Here is a 17,231-nt window from a genome sequence, read left to right on the forward strand (position 1 = left end):
TCCCGTACCCGGCCGGTTCAGCGGTGTTCGGGGTTCGGGAAGTCGAAGCGGCAGCCCGCGTCCCACAGGGAGCGCTGGTTTCCGTGGGCGGGCATGCCGCCGGCCCGCTTGAGCAGGGCGGCGAGGTGCATCAGGTTCCAGGACATGAAGGCCGTGTTGCGGTTGGTGAAGTCGTTCTCGGGACCGCCGGAGCCGGCGTCCAGGTAGGAGGGCCCGGGGCCGGCCTCCCCGATCCAGCCCGCGTCGGCCTGCGGCGGGATCGCGTAGCCGAGGTGCTGGAGGCTGTAGAGGACGTTCATGGCGCAGTGCTTGACGCCGTCCTCGTTCCCGGTGATCAGCGCCCCGCCGACCCGACCGTAGTAGGCGTACTGGCCCTGCTCGTTCAGGATCGAGGAGCAGGCGTAGAGCCGCTCGATCACCTGCTTCATGACGGAGCTGTTGTCGCCCAGCCAGATGGGCCCGCAGAGCACGAGGATGTCGGCGTCCATGATCCGGCTGTAGAGGACCGGCCACTGGTCGCTCTCCCACCCGTGCTCGGTCATGTCCGGCCAGACACCGGTGGCGATGTCGTGGTCGACGGCCCGGATCAGCTCCGTCCGGGCGCCCGCGGCCTCCATGACGGCGCGGCTCTTGGCGATCAGCCCCTCGGTGTTGCTGGTCTCGGGCGACCGTTTGAGCGTGCAGTTCACGAAGACGGCGGAGAGGTCGGAGTAGTCGGGGCCCGAGGGCTCCTGCGAGGCCCGGGGGTCCGGGGAGTCTGCTGGCACGCTCCCACCCTGCCCACCGCCGCCCGCCCCCGCCACCGCACCGCACCCGCACGGGCGAGGGCCGGCCGTCACGGGCGCCGGCAGCCACGGGGGGCCTGCCGCCACGGACGCCCCGGGAGGGCCGGGTTGGTGCCCGTACGCGCGGCCGACTAGGGTCAACGGGCCTTGGTGTTCGGGAAGCCGGTGGAAAACCGGCGCGGCCCTCGCCACTGTGATCGGGAAGTCCGGCTCCACTCCTGCGGGAAGCCACTGGGCCCGCGCGGGAGACCGCACGGACCCGGGAAGGCGGAGCCAGGGCATCAGTACCCGTCAGCCAGGAGACCGGCCGAGGCGCGTCGTCCATCCACGAGGTGCTGGAGAGGTCTCTCTACTCATGCATATAGCCGAGGGGTTCCTGCCCCCCTTGCACGCGGTCGCCTGGGGCGCCGCTTCCGCCCCGTTCGTCGTCCACGGCGTACGCGCCCTCACCCGCGAGGTGAAGGCCCACCCGGAGAGCACCCTGTTGCTCGGGGCGTCCGGAGCGTTCACCTTCGTCCTGTCCGCGCTCAAGATCCCCTCGGTGACGGGCAGCTGCTCGCACCCCACGGGGACGGGGCTCGGCGCCATCCTGTTCCGGCCGCCCATCATGGCGGTGCTCGGCACGATCACCCTGCTGTTCCAGGCCCTGCTGCTGGCGCACGGCGGGCTCACCACCCTCGGCGCGAACGTCTTCTCGATGGCCATCGCCGGGCCTTGGGCCGGCTACGCCGTCTACCGGCTGCTGCGGAAGTCCGGGGCGCCGCTGATGGTGACCGTCTTCTTCGGCGCCTTCTTCGCCGACCTGGTCACCTACTGCGTGACCTCCGTCCAGCTGGCGCTGGCCTTCCCCGACGCGAGCAGCGGCTTCGTCGGCTCGCTGGAGAAGTTCGCGGGCATCTTCGCCCTCACCCAGATCCCGCTCGCGGTGAGCGAGGGGCTGCTGACCGTCCTCGTGATGCGGCTGCTGATGCAGTCCAGCAAGTCCGACCTGGTCCGGCTCGGGGTCGCCCGGCTCACCGGCGGCAAGCAGGAGAAGACGGAGGCGGCGCTCTGATGTCGAGGAACGCGAAGATCAACACCCTGTTGCTGCTCCTGGTCGCGGCGCTGGCCGTGCTCCCGCTCGCGCTGGGCATGGGCGACGGCAAGGAGGAGCCGTTCGCCGGCGCGGACGCGCAGGCGGAGACGGCCATCACCGAGCTGAAGCCCGACTACGAGCCCTGGTTCTCCCCGCTGTACGAACCCCCCTCCGGGGAGATCGAGTCGGCGCTGTTCGCCCTCCAGGCGGCCTTGGGCGCGGGCGTGCTCGCCTACTACTTCGGCGTGCGCAAGGGACGCCGCCAAGGGGCCGCCGCCGCTGCGGCCGCCGACGCCGCATCCGACACGGGCGCCGCCCGGACGGCCGTCGCCGGCGCCCCCGCCCCGGCCGCGCCGGAGGCCTAGCCGGTGCTGCCCATCGACGTGGCGGCCCACTCCAGCCGCTGGCGGGGCCGCCACCCCCTGGAGAAGGCACTGCTCGGGCTCGGGCTCACGGTCAGCGCCGTGTGCCTGCCGCCCTGGCCCGGCGGTCCGCTGGTGGCGGCCGCGACCCTGACCGTGCTGCTCGGGCCGGCCGGGGTCGCCGGTCGGCAGCTGTGGCGGGCCTTCCGGGTCCCGCTGGGCTTCTGCGTGACCGGGGCGCTGCCGCTGCTGGTGTCGGTCGGCGGCCCGGCCGGTTTCCTCTCCCTGGCCCCCGACGGGCCCCGGCACGCCGCCGAGCTGCTGCTGCGGACCTCGGCGGCCTCGCTCGGGGTGCTGCTGTTCGCCTTCACCACACCGGTCTCGGACGTGCTGCCGCGTCTGGTGCGGGCCGGGGTGCCGGCGCCGGTGGTGGACGTGGCCCTGGTCATGTACCGGATCGGCTTCCTGCTGCTCGACTCGATGGCCCAGGTCCGCCGGGCCCAGGCCGCGCGCCTGGGCCGGACGAGCCGGGCGGCGGTGTGGCGTTCCCTGGCCGGGCTCGCGGCGACCTCCTTCGTACGGGCCTTCGACCGCGCCGCCCGGCTCCAGGAGGGCCTCGCCGGGCGCGGCTACGACGGCGCGCTGCGGGTGCTGGTCCCGGAGGCCAGGCTGTCGCGGCCGTTCCTGGCGGCCTCCGCCGCCCTGCTGGCCGGTCTGGTCGCGGGGACCCTCGTACTGAAGGAGCTGTACCTGTGACCCCCTTGGTGGAGCTGACCGGAGCGGGCTACGCCTACGAGGACGGCCCGGCCGTGCTCCGCGACGTGGACTTCGCCATCGCGCCCGGCCGGGCCCTGGTCCTGCTGGGCCGCAACGGCAGCGGGAAGACCACCCTGATGCGGCTGCTGAGCGGGGGCCTGCGGCCCGGCACGGGCGCGCTGCGCCTGGACGGGGAGCGGGTGGCGTACGACAGGGCGGGGCTGACCCGGCTGCGGACCTCGGTGCAGCTGGTGGTCCAGGACCCGGACGACCAGCTCTTCGCCGCCTCCGTCGAACAGGACGTGTCCTTCGGCCCGATGAACCTGGGGCTGCCCGCGCCCGAGGTCCGCGCCCGGGTCGACGCGGCCTTGGCGGCGCTGGACATCACGGGGCTGCGCGACCGCCCGACGCACCTCCTGTCGTACGGGCAGCGCAAGCGCGCGGCCATCGCGGGGGCGGTGGCGATGGCGCCGCGCGTGCTGATCCTGGACGAGCCGACGGCCGGGCTGGACCCGGACGGGCAGGAGCGCCTCCTGGACGTCCTCGCGGGCCTGCGGGCCGCCGGCACCACCGTGGTGATGGCCACGCACGATGTGGACCTCGCGGTCCGCTGGGCCGACGACGCCGCCGTCCTGACCCCGGACGGGGTCCGCACCGGGGCCGCGCGGACCCTGTTGTCGGACCCGGGGTTGCTGGCCTCCGCGGGACTGCGCCAGGCCTGGTCCCCGGCGGTGACGGCCGTGCTGCGCGCGCACGGCCTGCTGGCGGCCGACGCCCCGGGACCCCGTACTCCGCAGGCGCTGGCCGAGTGGAGCGGGCAGCGGCCGGGCGGCGCGCAAACCTAGGATGTCCGCATGTCGCTCCCGCACGCCATCCTCACCGCCCTGCTCGAAAGGCCCTCGTCGGGGCTGGAGCTGACCCGGCGGTTCGACCGGTCGATCGGGTACTTCTGGTCCGCGACGCACCAGCAGATCTACCGCGAGCTGGGGCGGCTGGAGGAGGCCGGGCTGATCCGCGCCCTGCCCGGCGAGGTGCCAGTACGGGGCCGGCGCAAGGAGTACGAGGTGCTGCCGGCCGGCAGCGCGGAGCTGGCCCGCTGGGTGGACGAGCGGCAGGACCCCAAGCCCCAGCGGGACGCGCTGCTGCTGCGGATCCGGGCGGCGGCCGTGGTCGGGCCGCAGGGGCTGGGCGCCGAGCTGCGCCGGCATCTGGAGCTGCACCGGGGGCAGCTGGCGACGTACGAGGCCATCGAGGCCAAGGACTTCCCGCCGGGGCGGGACTCGGCGGCCGAGGACCGGCTGCGCCGACTCGTCCTGCGCGGGGGGATCGCGCTGGAGACCTTCTGGCTCGCCTGGCTCGCGGAGGCGGTCACCGAGGTCGAGGAGATGGGTCCGGGCCGGGACTGACGCGCCCCCGCCCGGCGGGTGGGGCGGGGCGGGGGCGCGGCGGGTACTACTTGTTCAGGTCGGCCCAGAACTCGTCGAAGCTGAGCAGGCCGTCGCTGTTGGCGTCCTTGGCGGCGACGATGGCGTCCGCGACGGACGGGGTGACGAACGCGTCGCCCATGGCCTTCATGGCCGCGCTGTATTCGTCGGCGGTGATGAAGCCGTCGTTGTTCACGTCGAACCTGTCGAACGTGGCGCGTGCGCTGTCGATGTCGGCCATGGTGCCCACCCCTTCTCGGTGCTTGTTGACCGGCTCAGGGTAGCCGCCCCCGCGGAGCCCCCCTCCCGGGGGTCCTCGCGGGGACTTCCTTCGACCACGTCGACGGCGCGCCGCGGACACGCCCTAGCGGAAGATCCCGGTGTGGCCCAGCGAGTAGCGGCCGGGTTGCGGGTACACGGCGAGGCCGTGGGGGCCCGAGCCGACGGGGATCCTGGCGAGCTCCTTGCCGCTGGTGGTGTCGATCGCGTAGACCTCGGAGTCGTAGCGTCCCGACAGCCAGAGCACCTTGCCGTCGGCGGAGACGCCGCCCATGTCGGGGCTGCCGCCGTCGGGCAGCTCCCACTTCTTGGTCAGCTTGTTCTGCTTGAAGTCGAAGACGGAGACGGTGCCCTCGCCGCGGTTGGAGACGTACATCTCGCGGGAGTCGCGGCCGACGTAGAGGCCGTGGCAGCCCTTGCCGGTGGGCAGCAGCTTGGGGACGTCGAACTTGTCGCCGCTGAGCACCCACATGCCGTGGGCCATCATGTCCGCGACGTAGAAGGTCTTGCCGTCGGGGGAGATCTTCACGTCCTGCGGCATCGCCCCTTCGAAGGGGAGCTTCTGCTGGCCGACGACCTCCATCTTCTCGGTGTCGACCTTGAGCAGTTCGCCGGAGAACTCGCAGCTCACGATGAAGTAGCGGCCGTCGGCGGAGAAGTCGGCGTGGTTGACGCCGAAGCAGGTGACCGGGACGGTCTTCACCCGGTCCATGGTGTGCGGATCGCGGAAGACCAGTTCGCGGTCCATGGAGGCCATCACGATGGCGTACTTGCCGTTGGGCGTGAAGTACAGGTTGTACGGGTCGTGCACCTCGACCGGGTCCCCCGCCACTCCCGTGGCCGGGTTGATGGGGGTGAGGGTGTGGCCCCGGTTGTTGTTGACCCAGAGGGTCTTCATGTCCCAGGAGGGCACCACGTGTTGGGGCTGGGCCCCGACGGGGATGGTGTCGATGACCTTGTAGGTGGCCGGGTCGATGACGGACACCGTGTTGGAGCTGGTGTTCGGCACGTACACCCGGGACGGGAAGTCCTTGACCACCGGCGAGAGCTGGTTGGGGCGGTCGGCCGCGTACACGTCCTTCGGGTCGAGTACGGGCGGCATGCCCGCCAGCCCGGGCGGCGCGGCCGGAACGGCCTTGACCGGGCGGGCGGGGCCCTTGGAGCCGAGCGCCTCCGGGCTGCCCTTGCCGTCGGATCCGCAGCCCGCCAGGGCGGCGAGGACCAGTCCGGCGAGCAGCGCGGTGGCCTTCCGTGGAAGGCGGTTCGTGGTCATGAGGTCAGCAGCTCCGTGGTGGTCACCGCGCGCAGTTCGCGGCGCGCGAGTTCTTCGAGGAGGGGTGGCATCGCGGCGACCGTGTCCGCGTAGCCGAAGTGCAGGCTCACCACCGATCCGCGCCGGATCGTCCCGGTGACGTTGCCGACGACGGCCGCCGCGCCGGGGGAGGTGAAGTCGAGGGAGTCCACGTCGTAGGAGAGGACGTGGGGGTAGCCCGCCCGCTGGGCGAGCTTGCGCACGAGCGGGCCGGCGAACTGGGTCTGCGAGGGACGGAACCAGGTGCCGATCGAGCCGGTGAGGCGCTTGAGGCGCTGGGCGCAGCCGTCGATCTCGGCGTACGCCTCCTCCTCGGGCATGTCGTTGATCGCCAGGTGGCGCTGGGTGTGGTTGCCGAGTTCGTGGCCTCCGTCCAGCACGCGGCGGGCCATCTCGGGGTGCTCGTCGAGCCAGGCGCCGATCGCCAGTACGGTGACCCGCGCGCCCGCCTTCTCGACTTCGGCGAGCACGGCCCGGGCGATGGCGGGGTCGCCGTTGCCGTGGAAGGTGAGGGCGACGGCCGGCCGGTCGCGGGAACCGTGGCCGATCTCCACGGGCTGTCCGGCGAACCGGCGCGGGGCGGGGGCGACGGGGGCCGCGGGGGCGGCCCGCTTGGCGGGGGTGGCGGCCGGCGGGGCGGTGGGGCCGGCGGAGCCCGCGCTCCGGCTCGGCGCGCAGGATCCGACGAGGCCTAGGGCGGCGGCCGCGCCCGCGCACAGGGCCGCGCGGCGGCCTGGTTGGGAGAACACCCGCCCATTTAAGAGGGGGACGGGGCAAAAGATAACGATTGACCCAATTCGGGACCTTGGGCGCGAGCCCCCGACCGCCCAGGTCACCGCTATGCGGTCAACGATTCACGCGGAGCGGTCGATATTTATTCATAGATTACGAGGTGAGTGGTCCACCTCACCAAGGATTTAGGTGGAAACTCTTAGGATATGCACACTTATGCCCGACTTGGGACTTTTGGCATTTGGGCCCTCGTCTGCCATAGTCGGAATCACGGCTTCCCATTGACCCGAGCGAAGTCGCACCGCCGAGGATCACACACCCCCTTTGATCCTCGGCACACCCATGAAGCCCCCAAGACGCCCCACTACGGCGACCGGGGGCTTCAGGCGTTCACAGCGTTGCGCGCACGCGCGGGACACACGCCTCAGCGGTCGGCGACCCGCATCTCGAACCAGGTGATCTTCCCGCGCGGCAACAGGTCGGCGCCCCAACGGTCGGACAGCTTGTCGACGAGGAACAACCCCCGGCCCGTGGTGTCCATCTCGTGGACCGGCATCAGACAGGGCAGCCCGCGCGAGGGGTCGCGGACCTCGACCCGGATCCAGCCGCGCCGCCGCAGCATCCGCAGACCGAAGGACCGGGCCCCGGTGTGGCGCACCGCGTTGCCGACGAGTTCGGACACCAACAGGACGGTGTGCTCCGCGGTCTGCGGCGAGAGCCCCCAGAGCCGGATCACCACGCTCTGGGTCAACCGTCGCGCCGTGCCGGCCGATTCCGGCATCGACGGAAGCGTCACCTCCGCCTCGGCCGGATTGCCGTACAACTCCAGCGCCCTGAGGCCCTGTTCGTCTTCGACCGCCGCCGTGAGGCGCACGGCAGAAGCGCCGCCGCCGCGCTGCCGCGGCTGTTCCACACCCTCCAGGCCCGCCATGCACCCATCATGGACGGCCGACCCGCCCGTCCGGGCCGTTCCGCAGGAAAACACCCCCCGGAATGGTCTATTCCGAGGGGCGGTCCTGGCATATGCACAGGGCAACCGGAAGCCCGTGGGACCACCGGTGACCTGCGATGACGCTCCGCTTCTCGATGATCACCGTCAGTGGATCACCGAATCCCCTTAAGGCTCCCTTAAGGCCTGGCTAATCCACCCACAGGGAGGAGCGGCCCGCGATCAGAGGAACTTGGCCTTGCCCGGGCCCTCTTCGACGAAGCTGCGCATCCCGCGCTCCCGGTCCTCGGTGGCGAACAGCCCCGCGAACCAGGTGCGTTCGATCGCCAGCCCGGTGTCGATGTCGGCCTCCAGCCCGGAGTCCACGCACTCCTTGGCGGCGCGCAGCGCGAGGGCCGGGCCTTGCGCGAGCTTGGCGGCCCAGGCCCGCGCCTGCTCGTACACCTCGGCCGCGGGCACGACGCGGTCCACCAGCCCCAGCGAGAGGGCCTCTTCGGCCTTGACCATCCGTCCGGTGAAGATCAGGTCCTTGGCCTTGGAGGGGCCGATCAGCCGGGACAGTCGCTGGGTGCCGCCGGCGCCGGGGATCAGGCCGAGCAGGATCTCGGGCTGGCCGAACTTGGCGTTGTCGGCGGCGATCCGGTAGTCGGCGCAGAGCGCCAGCTCGCACCCGCCGCCCAGCGCGTAGCCGGTGACGGCCGCGACCACGGGCTTGGGGATCCGGGCGACGGCGGTGAAGGCCTCCTGCAACCCGCGGGAGCGGGCGACCATCGCCGCGTGGTCCATGGCCTGCATCTCCTTGATGTCCGCGCCGGCCGCGAACACCTTCTCACCGCCGTAGAGGATCACCGCGCGCACGTCGGCGCGCTCGCCGGCCTCCACCGCCAGCTCGCGCAACCGGTCCTGGGTGGCGATGTCGAGGGCGTTCATGGGAGGGCGGTCCAGCAGGATCGTGCCGACGCCTTCGGAGACTTCGAGAGAGATGGTCATGCGGCCAGGTTAGGGCCCCGACGTGCGGCGGTCGCCCCGAAAAGGGACGGGAACGACGGTGGCCCGGTGCTGTGGGTCACAGCACCGGGCCACCGGGAATCACGCGCCGGGATCGTCTACTTGATCCACTCCGCCCAGTCCATGTTCCAGCCGTTGAGGCCGTTGTCGGGGGCGATCTGCTTGTCCTTGGAGTTCTTCACGACGACCACGTCGCCGATCAGGGACTCGTTGAAGAACCAGGCGGCGGGGGTGCTGTCGTCACCGGCGCCGCGCTCGTCCTCCAGGCCCACGCAGCCGTGGCTGACGTTCTCCGAGCCGAAGGTGGAGGAGGAGGCCCAGTAGTTGCCGTGGACGAAGGTGCCGGAGTTCGACAGCCGCATCGCGTGCGGGACGTCGGAGATGTCGTACTCCCCGCCGAAGCCGACGGTGGCGCCGTTCATCCGGGTCACCTTGTACTTCTCGCTGATGACCATCTGCCCGTTGTACGTGGTGGTCGACGGCGCGCCGGCCGTGATCGGGATGTTCTTCAGCACCTGGCCGTCGCGGACGACCTCCATCTGCTTGGACGTCGCGTCCACGGTGGTGACCTGCGAGCGGCCGACGGTGAAGGTGACCGTACGGGTCTGCTTGCCGTAGACGCCCGGGCGGCCCTCGACCCCGTCCAGGGCCAGCTTCACGGTGACCTTCGTGCCCGCGGCCCAGTACTTCTCGGGGCGGAAGTCAAGGCGGTCGTTGCCGAACCAGTGGCCCTCGACCGGCACGGACGGCTCGGCGGTGACCGTGATGGCCTTCTCGACGGCCTCGGGGTTGGTGATCCCCCGGGTGAAGTTGACGGACACCGGCATGCCCACGCCGACGGTCGAGCCGTCCTCGGGCGTGTAGTGGCCGACGAAGGTGTTCTGCGGGGTCAGGGTGGTGAAGGTGGTGTCCTTGGCGGACTCCCGGCCGGCCTCGTCCTTGGCGACGGCGTGCACCTTGTACTCGGTGGCCGAGGCCAGGTGACGGGCCGGCTCCCAGCTCGCCCCGTCGGCGGCGACCTTGCCCTCGACGGCGTTGCCCTTGGTGTCGGCGACCGTCACCGTGGTCAGCTTGCCGCCGGTGGTCGTGATCTTCAGGACGCCGCTCGTGGCGACCTCCTTGGCCCCGTCGTCCGGCTTGACGCCGACCACGGCCTTGGACGCCTCGGTGCCCGTCTTGGCACCGCCGCCCCCGGTGGCTCCCTTGTCGCCGCCACCGCCCGCACTGTTGCCGCCGCCGCTGCACGCGCTGGTGAGCAACAGGGCCGCCCCCAACAGAAGGGCCGGCAGGCCGGTGCGGACGCGACCGCGTATCGGCTGCAGGTTCACTCGTGTTCTCCCCCATGTCCCCCGCGCGCGGACAGTCGCGCGCATGTCGACAGGAAATCACAGGTGAAGAACACGAAAAGGCACGGTCATGTCACCGTTCCGTCCCAAGTGACAGGGTGTCGGTACCTCAGTCCTCGGTACCGGGTTTGACACCCCACACGTACACCGCGTCCCCCTCTGTCAACAACTCCCACAGCCGTTCGGCGTCCGCCACGGTGAGGTTGACGCAGCCGGCGGACCCGCCGTGCTCGAAGAGCTTCCCCGGCCGGCCGTGCAGGGCCTGGCCGCCGTCGAAGAACTGGGCGTACGGCATGGGGGCGTCGTCGTACAACGTGGAGCGGTGGTCCTTGCTGCGCCAGTAGATCTCGTGCCAACCGGGGCGGGTCTCCTGCTCGTCGCGGCCCGTGCGGATGGGCACGGGCGCGAACACCACCCGGCGGCCCTGCTGCACCCACAGCAGTTGGCGTTCCAGGTCCACGCAGGTCACCCGGTGGTCGCGGACGGGGCAGTGCCCGGCGGCGTTGGGGTTCGGACGGGCGACGACGGCGGTCATCGTGCGGTAGGTCGCCAGGCTCGCGTAGCCGTCGGCGGGGGTGACCGCGTGGGCGCCCTGGAAGGTGCGGACGGCCGCGCAGTCGGCCGGGGACTGCACCCCGTCGACCGGACGCCCCAGCTGGGCCTCCAGCTCCCGCTGGTAGGGGCCGGTCCCCGCGGTGCAGGCCGGCTCCGCCGGGGCGGGGGCGGGGGCGGCGGACGCCGGACCCGCGAGAGCGAGTACGGCGGCCAGGACGGCCGCCCCGGACAGGGCCGCTGTTGCCCGACGTGTCGTCATGGGGCCTCCTCGGGCCCGCCGGCCGGGCCCCCGGGCCCAGCCAACCCGGCCGGGCGCGGTGGCGCCCGCGCGCGTGCGCCGGTGGGGTGAGCGGGTCACTCCACCGGCGCACCGGAGGGCGGAACGAGGGGGTGGGCGGGGCTACGGGAGGAAGGGGCTACGGGCGACGTCCGCCGTCGTGCTTGCCGTGGTCACCCTTTCCGTGGTCGCCCTTGCCGTGGTCACCCTTGCCGTGCTCGTCGCGCCGGTTGTCGAGGGTGATCACGATCCGGCCGTCCGGGAGCGTGCCGTCGATGACGATCGGGCCGGTCACCGGGTCGCGGGGCAGGACGTAGCCCTCCGGGACGTCCGTCTCGACCAGGTAGTAGGAAGCGTAGGAGAGTTCGTCGAAGTCACAGACTCCGGCCCGGTCGGTCGCGCAGCCGGGCTTGGCCAGGGTGTCGGCGTTGATGCCCCGCCGCTGGAGGCCCGGGGTCCGGTTGGTCTCCTTCCAGACCTCGAACACCGCTCCGCGCAGGGGGCGCTCGGTCTTGGCGTCCCGCTTGACCACGTGGAGGGAGCCGTCGGGGTCCTCGGGCCGCTTCTGGTTCGGCACGTTGAGGACGATGCCGGTGAAGACGTCACCCTCGTCGAGGTCGAACTCCGTGACCGGGTCCGCGGGCAGCGGGTAGCCGCTGGGGGCGACGGTCTCGCGCCAGTAGTAGGTCTCGTCGATCGGCAGCTCGACGGTGCAGGTGCCCTGGGCGTCCGTCACGCAGACCGGGTCGAGCCTGGTGTCGGGAGCGGCGCCTCCGGTCTGCAGGCCGGGCACGCCGTTGGTCTCGCGCCACAGCTCGAAGCGGGCGCCGGCCAGCATGTCCCCGGTGTCCCGGTCGGACTTCCAGAGCACGACCTTGGCGTGGGCGGGCGGCACCGGGGTCTTGACGTTGTCCACCTGGTACCGGACGCCGCCCGAGGCGTTCTCGGCGGTCAGGGTCAGCGGGAAGACCGGGTTGTCGGGGAGGTCGTAGCCGGCCGGCGCGGCGGTCTCGCGCCAGTAGTACGTGCCGAGGGCCGAGTCCGGCCGCTCGCACACGCCGTTGGCCGGAGTGGTGCAGTCGGAGACCTTCGTGTCGGCGCCCGGGCCGGCGGTCTGGAGGCCCGGGGAGTTGTTGGTCTCCTGCCACAGCTCGAAGACGGCGCCGGCGAGCGGCTCGCCGGCCTCGTCCCGCTTGAGCACCGAGACGCTGCCCGTCACCAGGGGCGGGGTCTCGTCGCAGGCGGGGAGGTCACCGGTGAAGGGGTAGGCGTGGAACTCCTGGCCGCCGCCTCCGCTCGCCGCACTGGTGTGGGTGACGGAGCCGGTGGTGAAGAAGCGGCCGTTGATGCCGGGGAGGCTGACGGTGGTCTCGGAGGCCTGCTCCCCCATCAGGAAGCTGCCCTGGAACTGGCCGGTGCCGATCAGGTTCACCGTAGTGGCGTCCGGGAAGTTCCACAGCAGCCGCTCGCGGTAGGCGTTGAGCGGGTCGGTGTCCGCGATCCCGCCGCTGTAGGTGTTGATGGTGCGGGTCGTGCCGAGCATGTTGACCAGGACGGTCGCGCCGGCCGGGATGCCGGTGAACCGCACGCCCTGCTGGGCGCCCCGGGCTCCGGCGAGGTCGGCGTCGACGTTGAAGACCTGGAGCCGGGAGGTGCCGTCCCCGGTGAACAGGGTCTCGGAGCCGCTGTTGACCGCCGTACCGGTGGCCGGGCGGGCACGGCCGTCGACCCGGGCGTAGCACTTGCTGGCGGCAGTGAGGCGGTCGCGCAGGCCGGCGTACGGGGCGACCGCGGCGGCGTCCGGCCGCAGGGTGCCGGTCACGGTGCCGGTGAGCGTGCCCCCGTAGCGGACGACGCCCCGGTCCGCGATCAGCGTCTCGCCGGTGGCGACGGTGACGTTGGCGCCGGTGGTGAGGAAGTCCGCCCCGTCGGGGGGCGGGACCAGCGAGCCGGCGCCGACGATGCCGACGTTGTAGCGGCTGTCGCCGCCGGCGGCCTTGTCCTGGTCGAAGCTGCCGAGGACGACGAGCCGTCCCTCCGCCTCGGAGGCCGATCCCCGGACCCGGAAGTCCCCGCCGGCGAAGATGTTGACGGCGTTGTCACGGCCCTTGATGCTCCCGTCGCTGCCGATCGGCGGGAAGGGGCTCGGGCAGTCGCCCGGGACGCACGGACCGAGCCCGCCCGGCAGCGGAGCCCGCAGGGTCCCCGCCGGGCGGTCCCCGCCGGGGCCGGCCGCGGAGGCGGTGGGAACCGCGGCTCCGGTGGCCAGCACGGCCCCGATCGCGAACCCTAGGGTCCATTTCCTTGCTGACATGACGCTCCGTCCGTTCCCGCTCAGGCCCTGATGGCCCTGACAGGCTGCGGGCGGGTTCCGGCGCGGCGGACGGAAGACACTCGGCCGCTACGGCATTCCGGTCCGACAATCACTCGATTGCCCGGCCGGTGCACGGGCGACGGTCCGCGAGGGCCGGGCCCCGGGGAGGGGCCCCCGGGGACGGCTCAGCCGATGGAGGACCCCGCGACCCAGTCGGCCCAGGACATGTTCCATCCACCCAGGCCATTGTTCGCGGCCACCACCCGGTCCTGGGAGTTCACGACCTCCACGACGTCCCCGACCAGCGTCCGGTCGAAGAACCAGCCGGCCGGGGTGTCCGAACCGCCGCCCTTGTCGTCGCGCAGGCCCACGCAGCCGTGGCTGGTGTTGGTGGAGCCGAAGGTGTCGGGGCTCGCCCAGTAGTTCCCGTGCAGGAAGGTCCCGGAGGCGGTGAGCCGCATGGCGTGCGGGACGTCGGGGATGTCGTACTCGCCCTTGCCGTCGTCGCTGGTGAAGCCGACGGTGGCGCCGTTCATCCGGGTCACGTCGAACAGCTCCATCACCACCATCTTGCCGTTGTAGGTGGTGTTCTTCGGGGCGCCGGCGGTGATCGGGATCGTCGACAGGAGCCGGCCCTCCCGGCGGACCTCCAGGGTGTGCGCCGCCGCGTCCACGGTGGAGATCTGGGAGCGGCCGACGGTGAAGCGGACGGTCTTCTCCTGGATGCCGTACGAGCCGGGCGCGCCCTCGATGTCGCGGAGGTCCATCTTCACGGTGACCTCGGTGCCGGGCTTCCAGTACGTCTTGGGCCGGAAGTCGAGGCGTTCGTTGCCGAACCAGTGGCCGACGACCTCCACCGCCGGGTCCGAGGTGACGCTGATGGCCCGCTGGACGGCCGCCCGCTGTTTGATGGAGCGGCTGAAGTTGAAGGACACGATCATGCCGGTGCCCACGGTGGACCGGTTCTCGGGCTTGAAGTAGCCGATGAAGCGCTCCTCGGGAACGTAGGTGGTGAAGGTGGTGTGCCGGGCCTGGCGGCGGTTGTGGCCGTCGAGGGCGACGGCATCCACGGTGTACTTCGCGGCGAGCGAGAGCCGGCCGGAGTCCGGATCGGGGCTCCAGCTCAGCCCGTCGGCGGCGATGGCCCCGGGCACCCGTTCCTCCTGGGCGTCCTCCACCTTGGTCACCACCACCCGTTCCAACCGCCCCTCGGGGACGTTCACCCGCAGTGGCCCCTCGGCCGAGACCCCCTTGGCGTTGTCGTCGGGGGTGATCCGGATGGCCTCGTCCGGCGACCGGGGTTTGCCGGGCAGCGCGATCTCGACCGGGGATCCGCCGTCCTTGGTGCAGCCGGAAAGCCCGCCCAGCAGGCCCGCCCATGCCGCAACGGCGGCCAAGCCCGCCCCTGCCCGCCTCGTCAGATGTGTCACGCCCGTCCAACGACGGGGGACCTCCGGGGGAAACGTGAGGGCCGGGCACGTTCCGGGCAGAACTGTCCGGGCAGAACAGTGGGAAGGACCGGACGGGGGCGGGCCTGGCCGGGACGCCGGGCCCCGCTCCCCCGCAGGTACCCAGGAGCCGTGGAGGCGGGCAGTGTCGAGCGCAGCCGAGCAAGAGGCGGTGGAAGCCGCCGTCGGGAATGCCGTTGCCGGGATGGACGTCGTACGGGAGCGGGTGCAGGCCCAGGTCCTACGGGCGGCCGCGCACCCGGCACCGCCCGTGTGGCCGGGGTCCTCGCATCCGCTGGGAGCCCGCCACCACGTGGGGCCGGGAGGGGTCGCGGGGACGAACTTCGCGCTGTGGGCGCAGGGTGCGGAGGCCGTGGAGCTGTGCCTGTTCGACGCGGGGGGCGGGGAGACGCGCTGCCCGCTGACCGAGCTGACGCACGAGATCTGGCACGGCTTCGTGCCGGGCGTGCTGCCCGGGCAGCGGTACGGCTTCCGGGTGCACGGGCGCTGGGACCCCTGGACGGGGGCCCGGTACAACCCGGCCAAGCTGCTCCTGGACCCGTACGCGCGCGCCGTCGACGGGGACTTCACCCTGCCGCCGGAGGTGTACGGGCACGTGCGGGACTGGCCGCAGCAGTACATCGCGGACACCGTGCGCGACGACCGGGACTCGGCGCCGTTCGTCCCGAAGGGGGTGGTCGTCCACGACGACGACGACTGGGCGGACGACGTCCGCCCCAAGACCCCCTGGGCCGATTCGGTGATCTACGAACTGCACGTGCGCGGCTTCACGATGCGCCATCCGGGTGTTCCCGAGGAACTGCGCGGCACGTACGCGGGCCTCGCGCACCCGGCGGCGGTCGGGCACCTGGTCGACCTCGGGGTGACGGCGGTGGAGCTGCTGCCGGTGCACCAGTTCGCCCACGAGGACCACCTGTTGCGGCGGGGCATGCGCAACTACTGGGGCTACAACTCGATCGGCTACTTCGCCCCGCACGCGGGCTACTCGGCGTCCGGGACGACCGGGCAGCAGGTCGGGGAGTTCAAGCGCATGGTGCGGGCCCTGCACGCGGCGGGGATCGAGGTCATCCTCGACGTGGTCTACAACCACACGGCGGAGGCCGGGGAGCTGGGCCCGACGCTGTCGCTGCGCGGGATCGACAACCGGAGCTACTACCGGCTCCAGTCCGACCAGCGGCGCTACTCCGACTACACGGGCTGCGGGAACACCCTGCACCCGGGGCGCCCGCACGTACTGCGCCTGATCACCGACTCCCTGCGCTACTGGGTCACCGAGATGGGGGTGGACGGTTTCCGCTTCGACCTGGCGGCGGCGCTGGCCCGCTCGATGCACGACGTGGACATGTTGTCCCCGTTCCTCGCGGTGATCGCCCAGGACCCGGTGCTGCGCCGGGTCAAGCTGATCGCGGAGCCGTGGGACGTGGGTTCGGGCGGCTACCAGGTGGGCGCGTTCCCGCCGCTGTGGACGGAGTGGAACGACCGCTACCGGGACGCCGTGCGGGATTTCTGGCGGGGCGCGCTGCCCGACGTGCGGGACCTCGGCTACCGGCTGTCGGGCTCCAGCGACCTGTACGCGTGGGGCGGGCGGCGGCCGTACGCCTCGGTGAACTTCGTGACCGCGCACGACGGGTTCACCCTGCGGGACCTGGTGTCCTACGAGCGCAAGCACAACGACGCGAACGGGGAGGCGGGCCGGGACGGGACCGACGACAACCGGTCGTGGAACTGCGGGGTGGAGGGCGAGCCCCCGGAGGGCCTGGACCCCCGGGTCGGGGCGCTGCGGCGGCGGCAGCTGCGGAACCTGCTGACGACCCTGTTGCTGTCGACGGGCGTGCCGATGCTGGTGGCGGGGGACGAGTTCGGGCGCACCCAGGGCGGCAACAACAACGCGTACTGCCAGGACAACGAGACGGGCTGGGTGGACTGGTCCCTGCTGGAGGATCCGGCCTGGCGGGACCTGTTCGCGCTGACCCGCAGGCTGATCGCGCTGCGCCAGGCCCATCCGGTGCTACGGCGCCGGGCGTTCTTCTCCGGGCGGGCGCAGGGGGCGGACGGGCTGCGGGACCTGGCCTGGTTCACCCCGGCGGGGGCGGAGATGACCGAGCGGGACTGGTACGCGCCGGCCTCGGCGGTGGGGCTGTACCTGTCGGGGCGGGACATCCCGGGTCGGGACGAGCGGGGCCGGCAGGTGACGGACGACAGCTTCCTGGCCCTGCTGCACTCCGGGGACCGGCCGGTGCGCTGGGTGCTGCCGGGGGCGCCGTGGGCGGAGTCGTACGAGTTGGTGCTGGACACCGCGCGGGAGACCCAGGACGTCGCCCCGTCGACCCGTCACCGGGGCGGGGAGTCCGTGACGGTCCCGGCCCGCTCGGTCCTGCTGTTGCGGGTGGTGTCGTAGGGGCGGGAGGTGCCGGGGGCGCGGGCCGGGTAGGGACCGCCGGCCGGCCCCGCCCGCCGGTCCGTCCACCGGTCCCCCCGCCGGTCCGCCGGCCGGTCCGTCCACCGGTTCCGGACGTGACGGCGGATCCGGAGCGGAGGGCTGCGTCCGCCCTGCGATGATGTGGCCTTCGTACGAACGCGCGTGCACG

16 protein-coding genes and 1 riboswitch are annotated in these 17,231 nt (G+C 72.3%); of the genes, 6 read left to right on the forward strand and 10 right to left on the reverse strand.

What is annotated here, in order from left to right; translation table 11 throughout:
* Positions 1–17 precede the first annotated feature (17 nt).
* Positions 18–767 (reverse strand): flavodoxin family protein, encoded by a 750-nt coding sequence (locus ACIOD1_RS00370; protein WP_365618206.1) that lies wholly within the window; start codon positions 765–767, stop codon positions 18–20.
* A gap of 149 nt (positions 768–916) precedes the next feature.
* Positions 917–1,112, forward strand: a riboswitch (cobalamin riboswitch).
* Between the two features lie 28 nt (positions 1,113–1,140).
* Here ACIOD1_RS00370 and ACIOD1_RS00375 point away from each other — a divergent pair.
* From ACIOD1_RS00375 to ACIOD1_RS00395, 5 genes are read left to right on the forward strand one after another with little or no spacing between them, the layout of a single operon-like run.
* Positions 1,141–1,839, forward strand: coding sequence for an energy-coupling factor ABC transporter permease (locus ACIOD1_RS00375; protein WP_365618209.1), 699 nt, complete (start codon positions 1,141–1,143; stop codon positions 1,837–1,839).
* Positions 1,839–2,225, forward strand: coding sequence for an energy-coupling factor ABC transporter substrate-binding protein (locus ACIOD1_RS00380; RefSeq protein ID WP_401899377.1), 387 nt, complete (start codon positions 1,839–1,841; stop codon positions 2,223–2,225). The genes ACIOD1_RS00375 and ACIOD1_RS00380 overlap by 1 nt, the downstream gene beginning before the upstream one ends.
* 3 nt (positions 2,226–2,228) lie before the next feature.
* Complete coding sequence (cbiQ, locus tag ACIOD1_RS00385) at positions 2,229–2,978, forward strand: cobalt ECF transporter T component CbiQ (protein ID WP_365618213.1); 750 nt, start codon at positions 2,229–2,231, stop codon at positions 2,976–2,978.
* A complete protein-coding gene (locus ACIOD1_RS00390; RefSeq protein ID WP_365618215.1) occupies positions 2,975–3,823 on the forward strand; it encodes an ATP-binding cassette domain-containing protein in 849 nt (282 codons plus the stop codon). The genes cbiQ and ACIOD1_RS00390 overlap by 4 nt, the downstream gene beginning before the upstream one ends.
* A gap of 9 nt (positions 3,824–3,832) precedes the next feature.
* Positions 3,833–4,384 carry a PadR family transcriptional regulator gene (locus ACIOD1_RS00395; protein WP_401899379.1) on the forward strand — a complete coding sequence of 184 codons (552 nt, stop codon included), beginning with the start codon at positions 3,833–3,835 and terminating at the stop codon, positions 4,382–4,384.
* 46 nt (positions 4,385–4,430) lie between these two features.
* Here the strand turns inward: ACIOD1_RS00395 and ACIOD1_RS00400 are convergent, their stop codons facing one another.
* From ACIOD1_RS00400 to ACIOD1_RS00440, 9 genes are all read right to left on the reverse strand, one after another.
* Positions 4,431–4,643, reverse strand: coding sequence for an EF-hand domain-containing protein (locus ACIOD1_RS00400; RefSeq protein WP_365618219.1), 213 nt, complete (start codon positions 4,641–4,643; stop codon positions 4,431–4,433).
* 123 nt (positions 4,644–4,766) lie between these two features.
* Positions 4,767–5,954, reverse strand: coding sequence for a YncE family protein (locus tag ACIOD1_RS00405; RefSeq protein ID WP_401899381.1), 1,188 nt, complete (start codon positions 5,952–5,954; stop codon positions 4,767–4,769).
* On the reverse strand, positions 5,951–6,742 hold the full coding sequence (locus tag ACIOD1_RS00410) for a polysaccharide deacetylase family protein (RefSeq protein ID WP_365618223.1): 792 nt from the start codon (positions 6,740–6,742) through the stop codon (positions 5,951–5,953). The genes ACIOD1_RS00405 and ACIOD1_RS00410 overlap by 4 nt, the downstream gene beginning before the upstream one ends.
* A 407-nt stretch (positions 6,743–7,149) precedes the next feature.
* Complete coding sequence (locus tag ACIOD1_RS00415) at positions 7,150–7,656, reverse strand: ATP-binding protein (RefSeq protein WP_365618225.1); 507 nt, start codon at positions 7,654–7,656, stop codon at positions 7,150–7,152.
* A gap of 240 nt (positions 7,657–7,896) precedes the next feature.
* Positions 7,897–8,664, reverse strand: a complete 768-nt coding sequence (locus tag ACIOD1_RS00420; RefSeq protein ID WP_365618227.1) for an enoyl-CoA hydratase-related protein — start codon at positions 8,662–8,664, stop codon at positions 7,897–7,899.
* Between the two features lie 116 nt (positions 8,665–8,780).
* Positions 8,781–10,055: an Ig-like domain-containing protein gene (locus ACIOD1_RS00425; RefSeq protein ID WP_401899384.1), complete on the reverse strand. Its 1,275-nt coding sequence runs from the start codon at positions 10,053–10,055 to the stop codon at positions 8,781–8,783.
* A gap of 82 nt (positions 10,056–10,137) precedes the next feature.
* Positions 10,138–10,842 (reverse strand): L,D-transpeptidase family protein, encoded by a 705-nt coding sequence (locus tag ACIOD1_RS00430; protein WP_401899385.1) that lies wholly within the window; start codon positions 10,840–10,842, stop codon positions 10,138–10,140.
* A gap of 157 nt (positions 10,843–10,999) precedes the next feature.
* The gene (locus ACIOD1_RS00435; RefSeq protein WP_401899387.1) at positions 11,000–13,174 is read right to left on the reverse strand and encodes a choice-of-anchor A family protein; all 2,175 of its coding nucleotides are present in this window, start codon (positions 13,172–13,174) and stop codon (positions 11,000–11,002) included.
* Between the two features lie 185 nt (positions 13,175–13,359).
* Positions 13,360–14,604, reverse strand: a complete 1,245-nt coding sequence (locus ACIOD1_RS00440; RefSeq protein ID WP_365618233.1) for an Ig-like domain-containing protein — start codon at positions 14,602–14,604, stop codon at positions 13,360–13,362.
* 163 nt (positions 14,605–14,767) lie between these two features.
* On the opposite strand from ACIOD1_RS00440, the gene glgX reads away from it, so the two are divergent.
* A complete protein-coding gene (gene glgX, locus ACIOD1_RS00445; RefSeq protein WP_401899388.1) occupies positions 14,768–17,041 on the forward strand; it encodes a glycogen debranching protein GlgX in 2,274 nt (757 codons plus the stop codon).
* Positions 17,042–17,231: the final 190 nt, after the last annotated feature.

The sequence above is a fragment of the Streptomyces sp. NPDC088097 genome, assembly GCF_044741845.1.
In the GTDB taxonomy this organism is placed as follows: domain Bacteria; phylum Actinomycetota; class Actinomycetes; order Streptomycetales; family Streptomycetaceae; genus Streptomyces.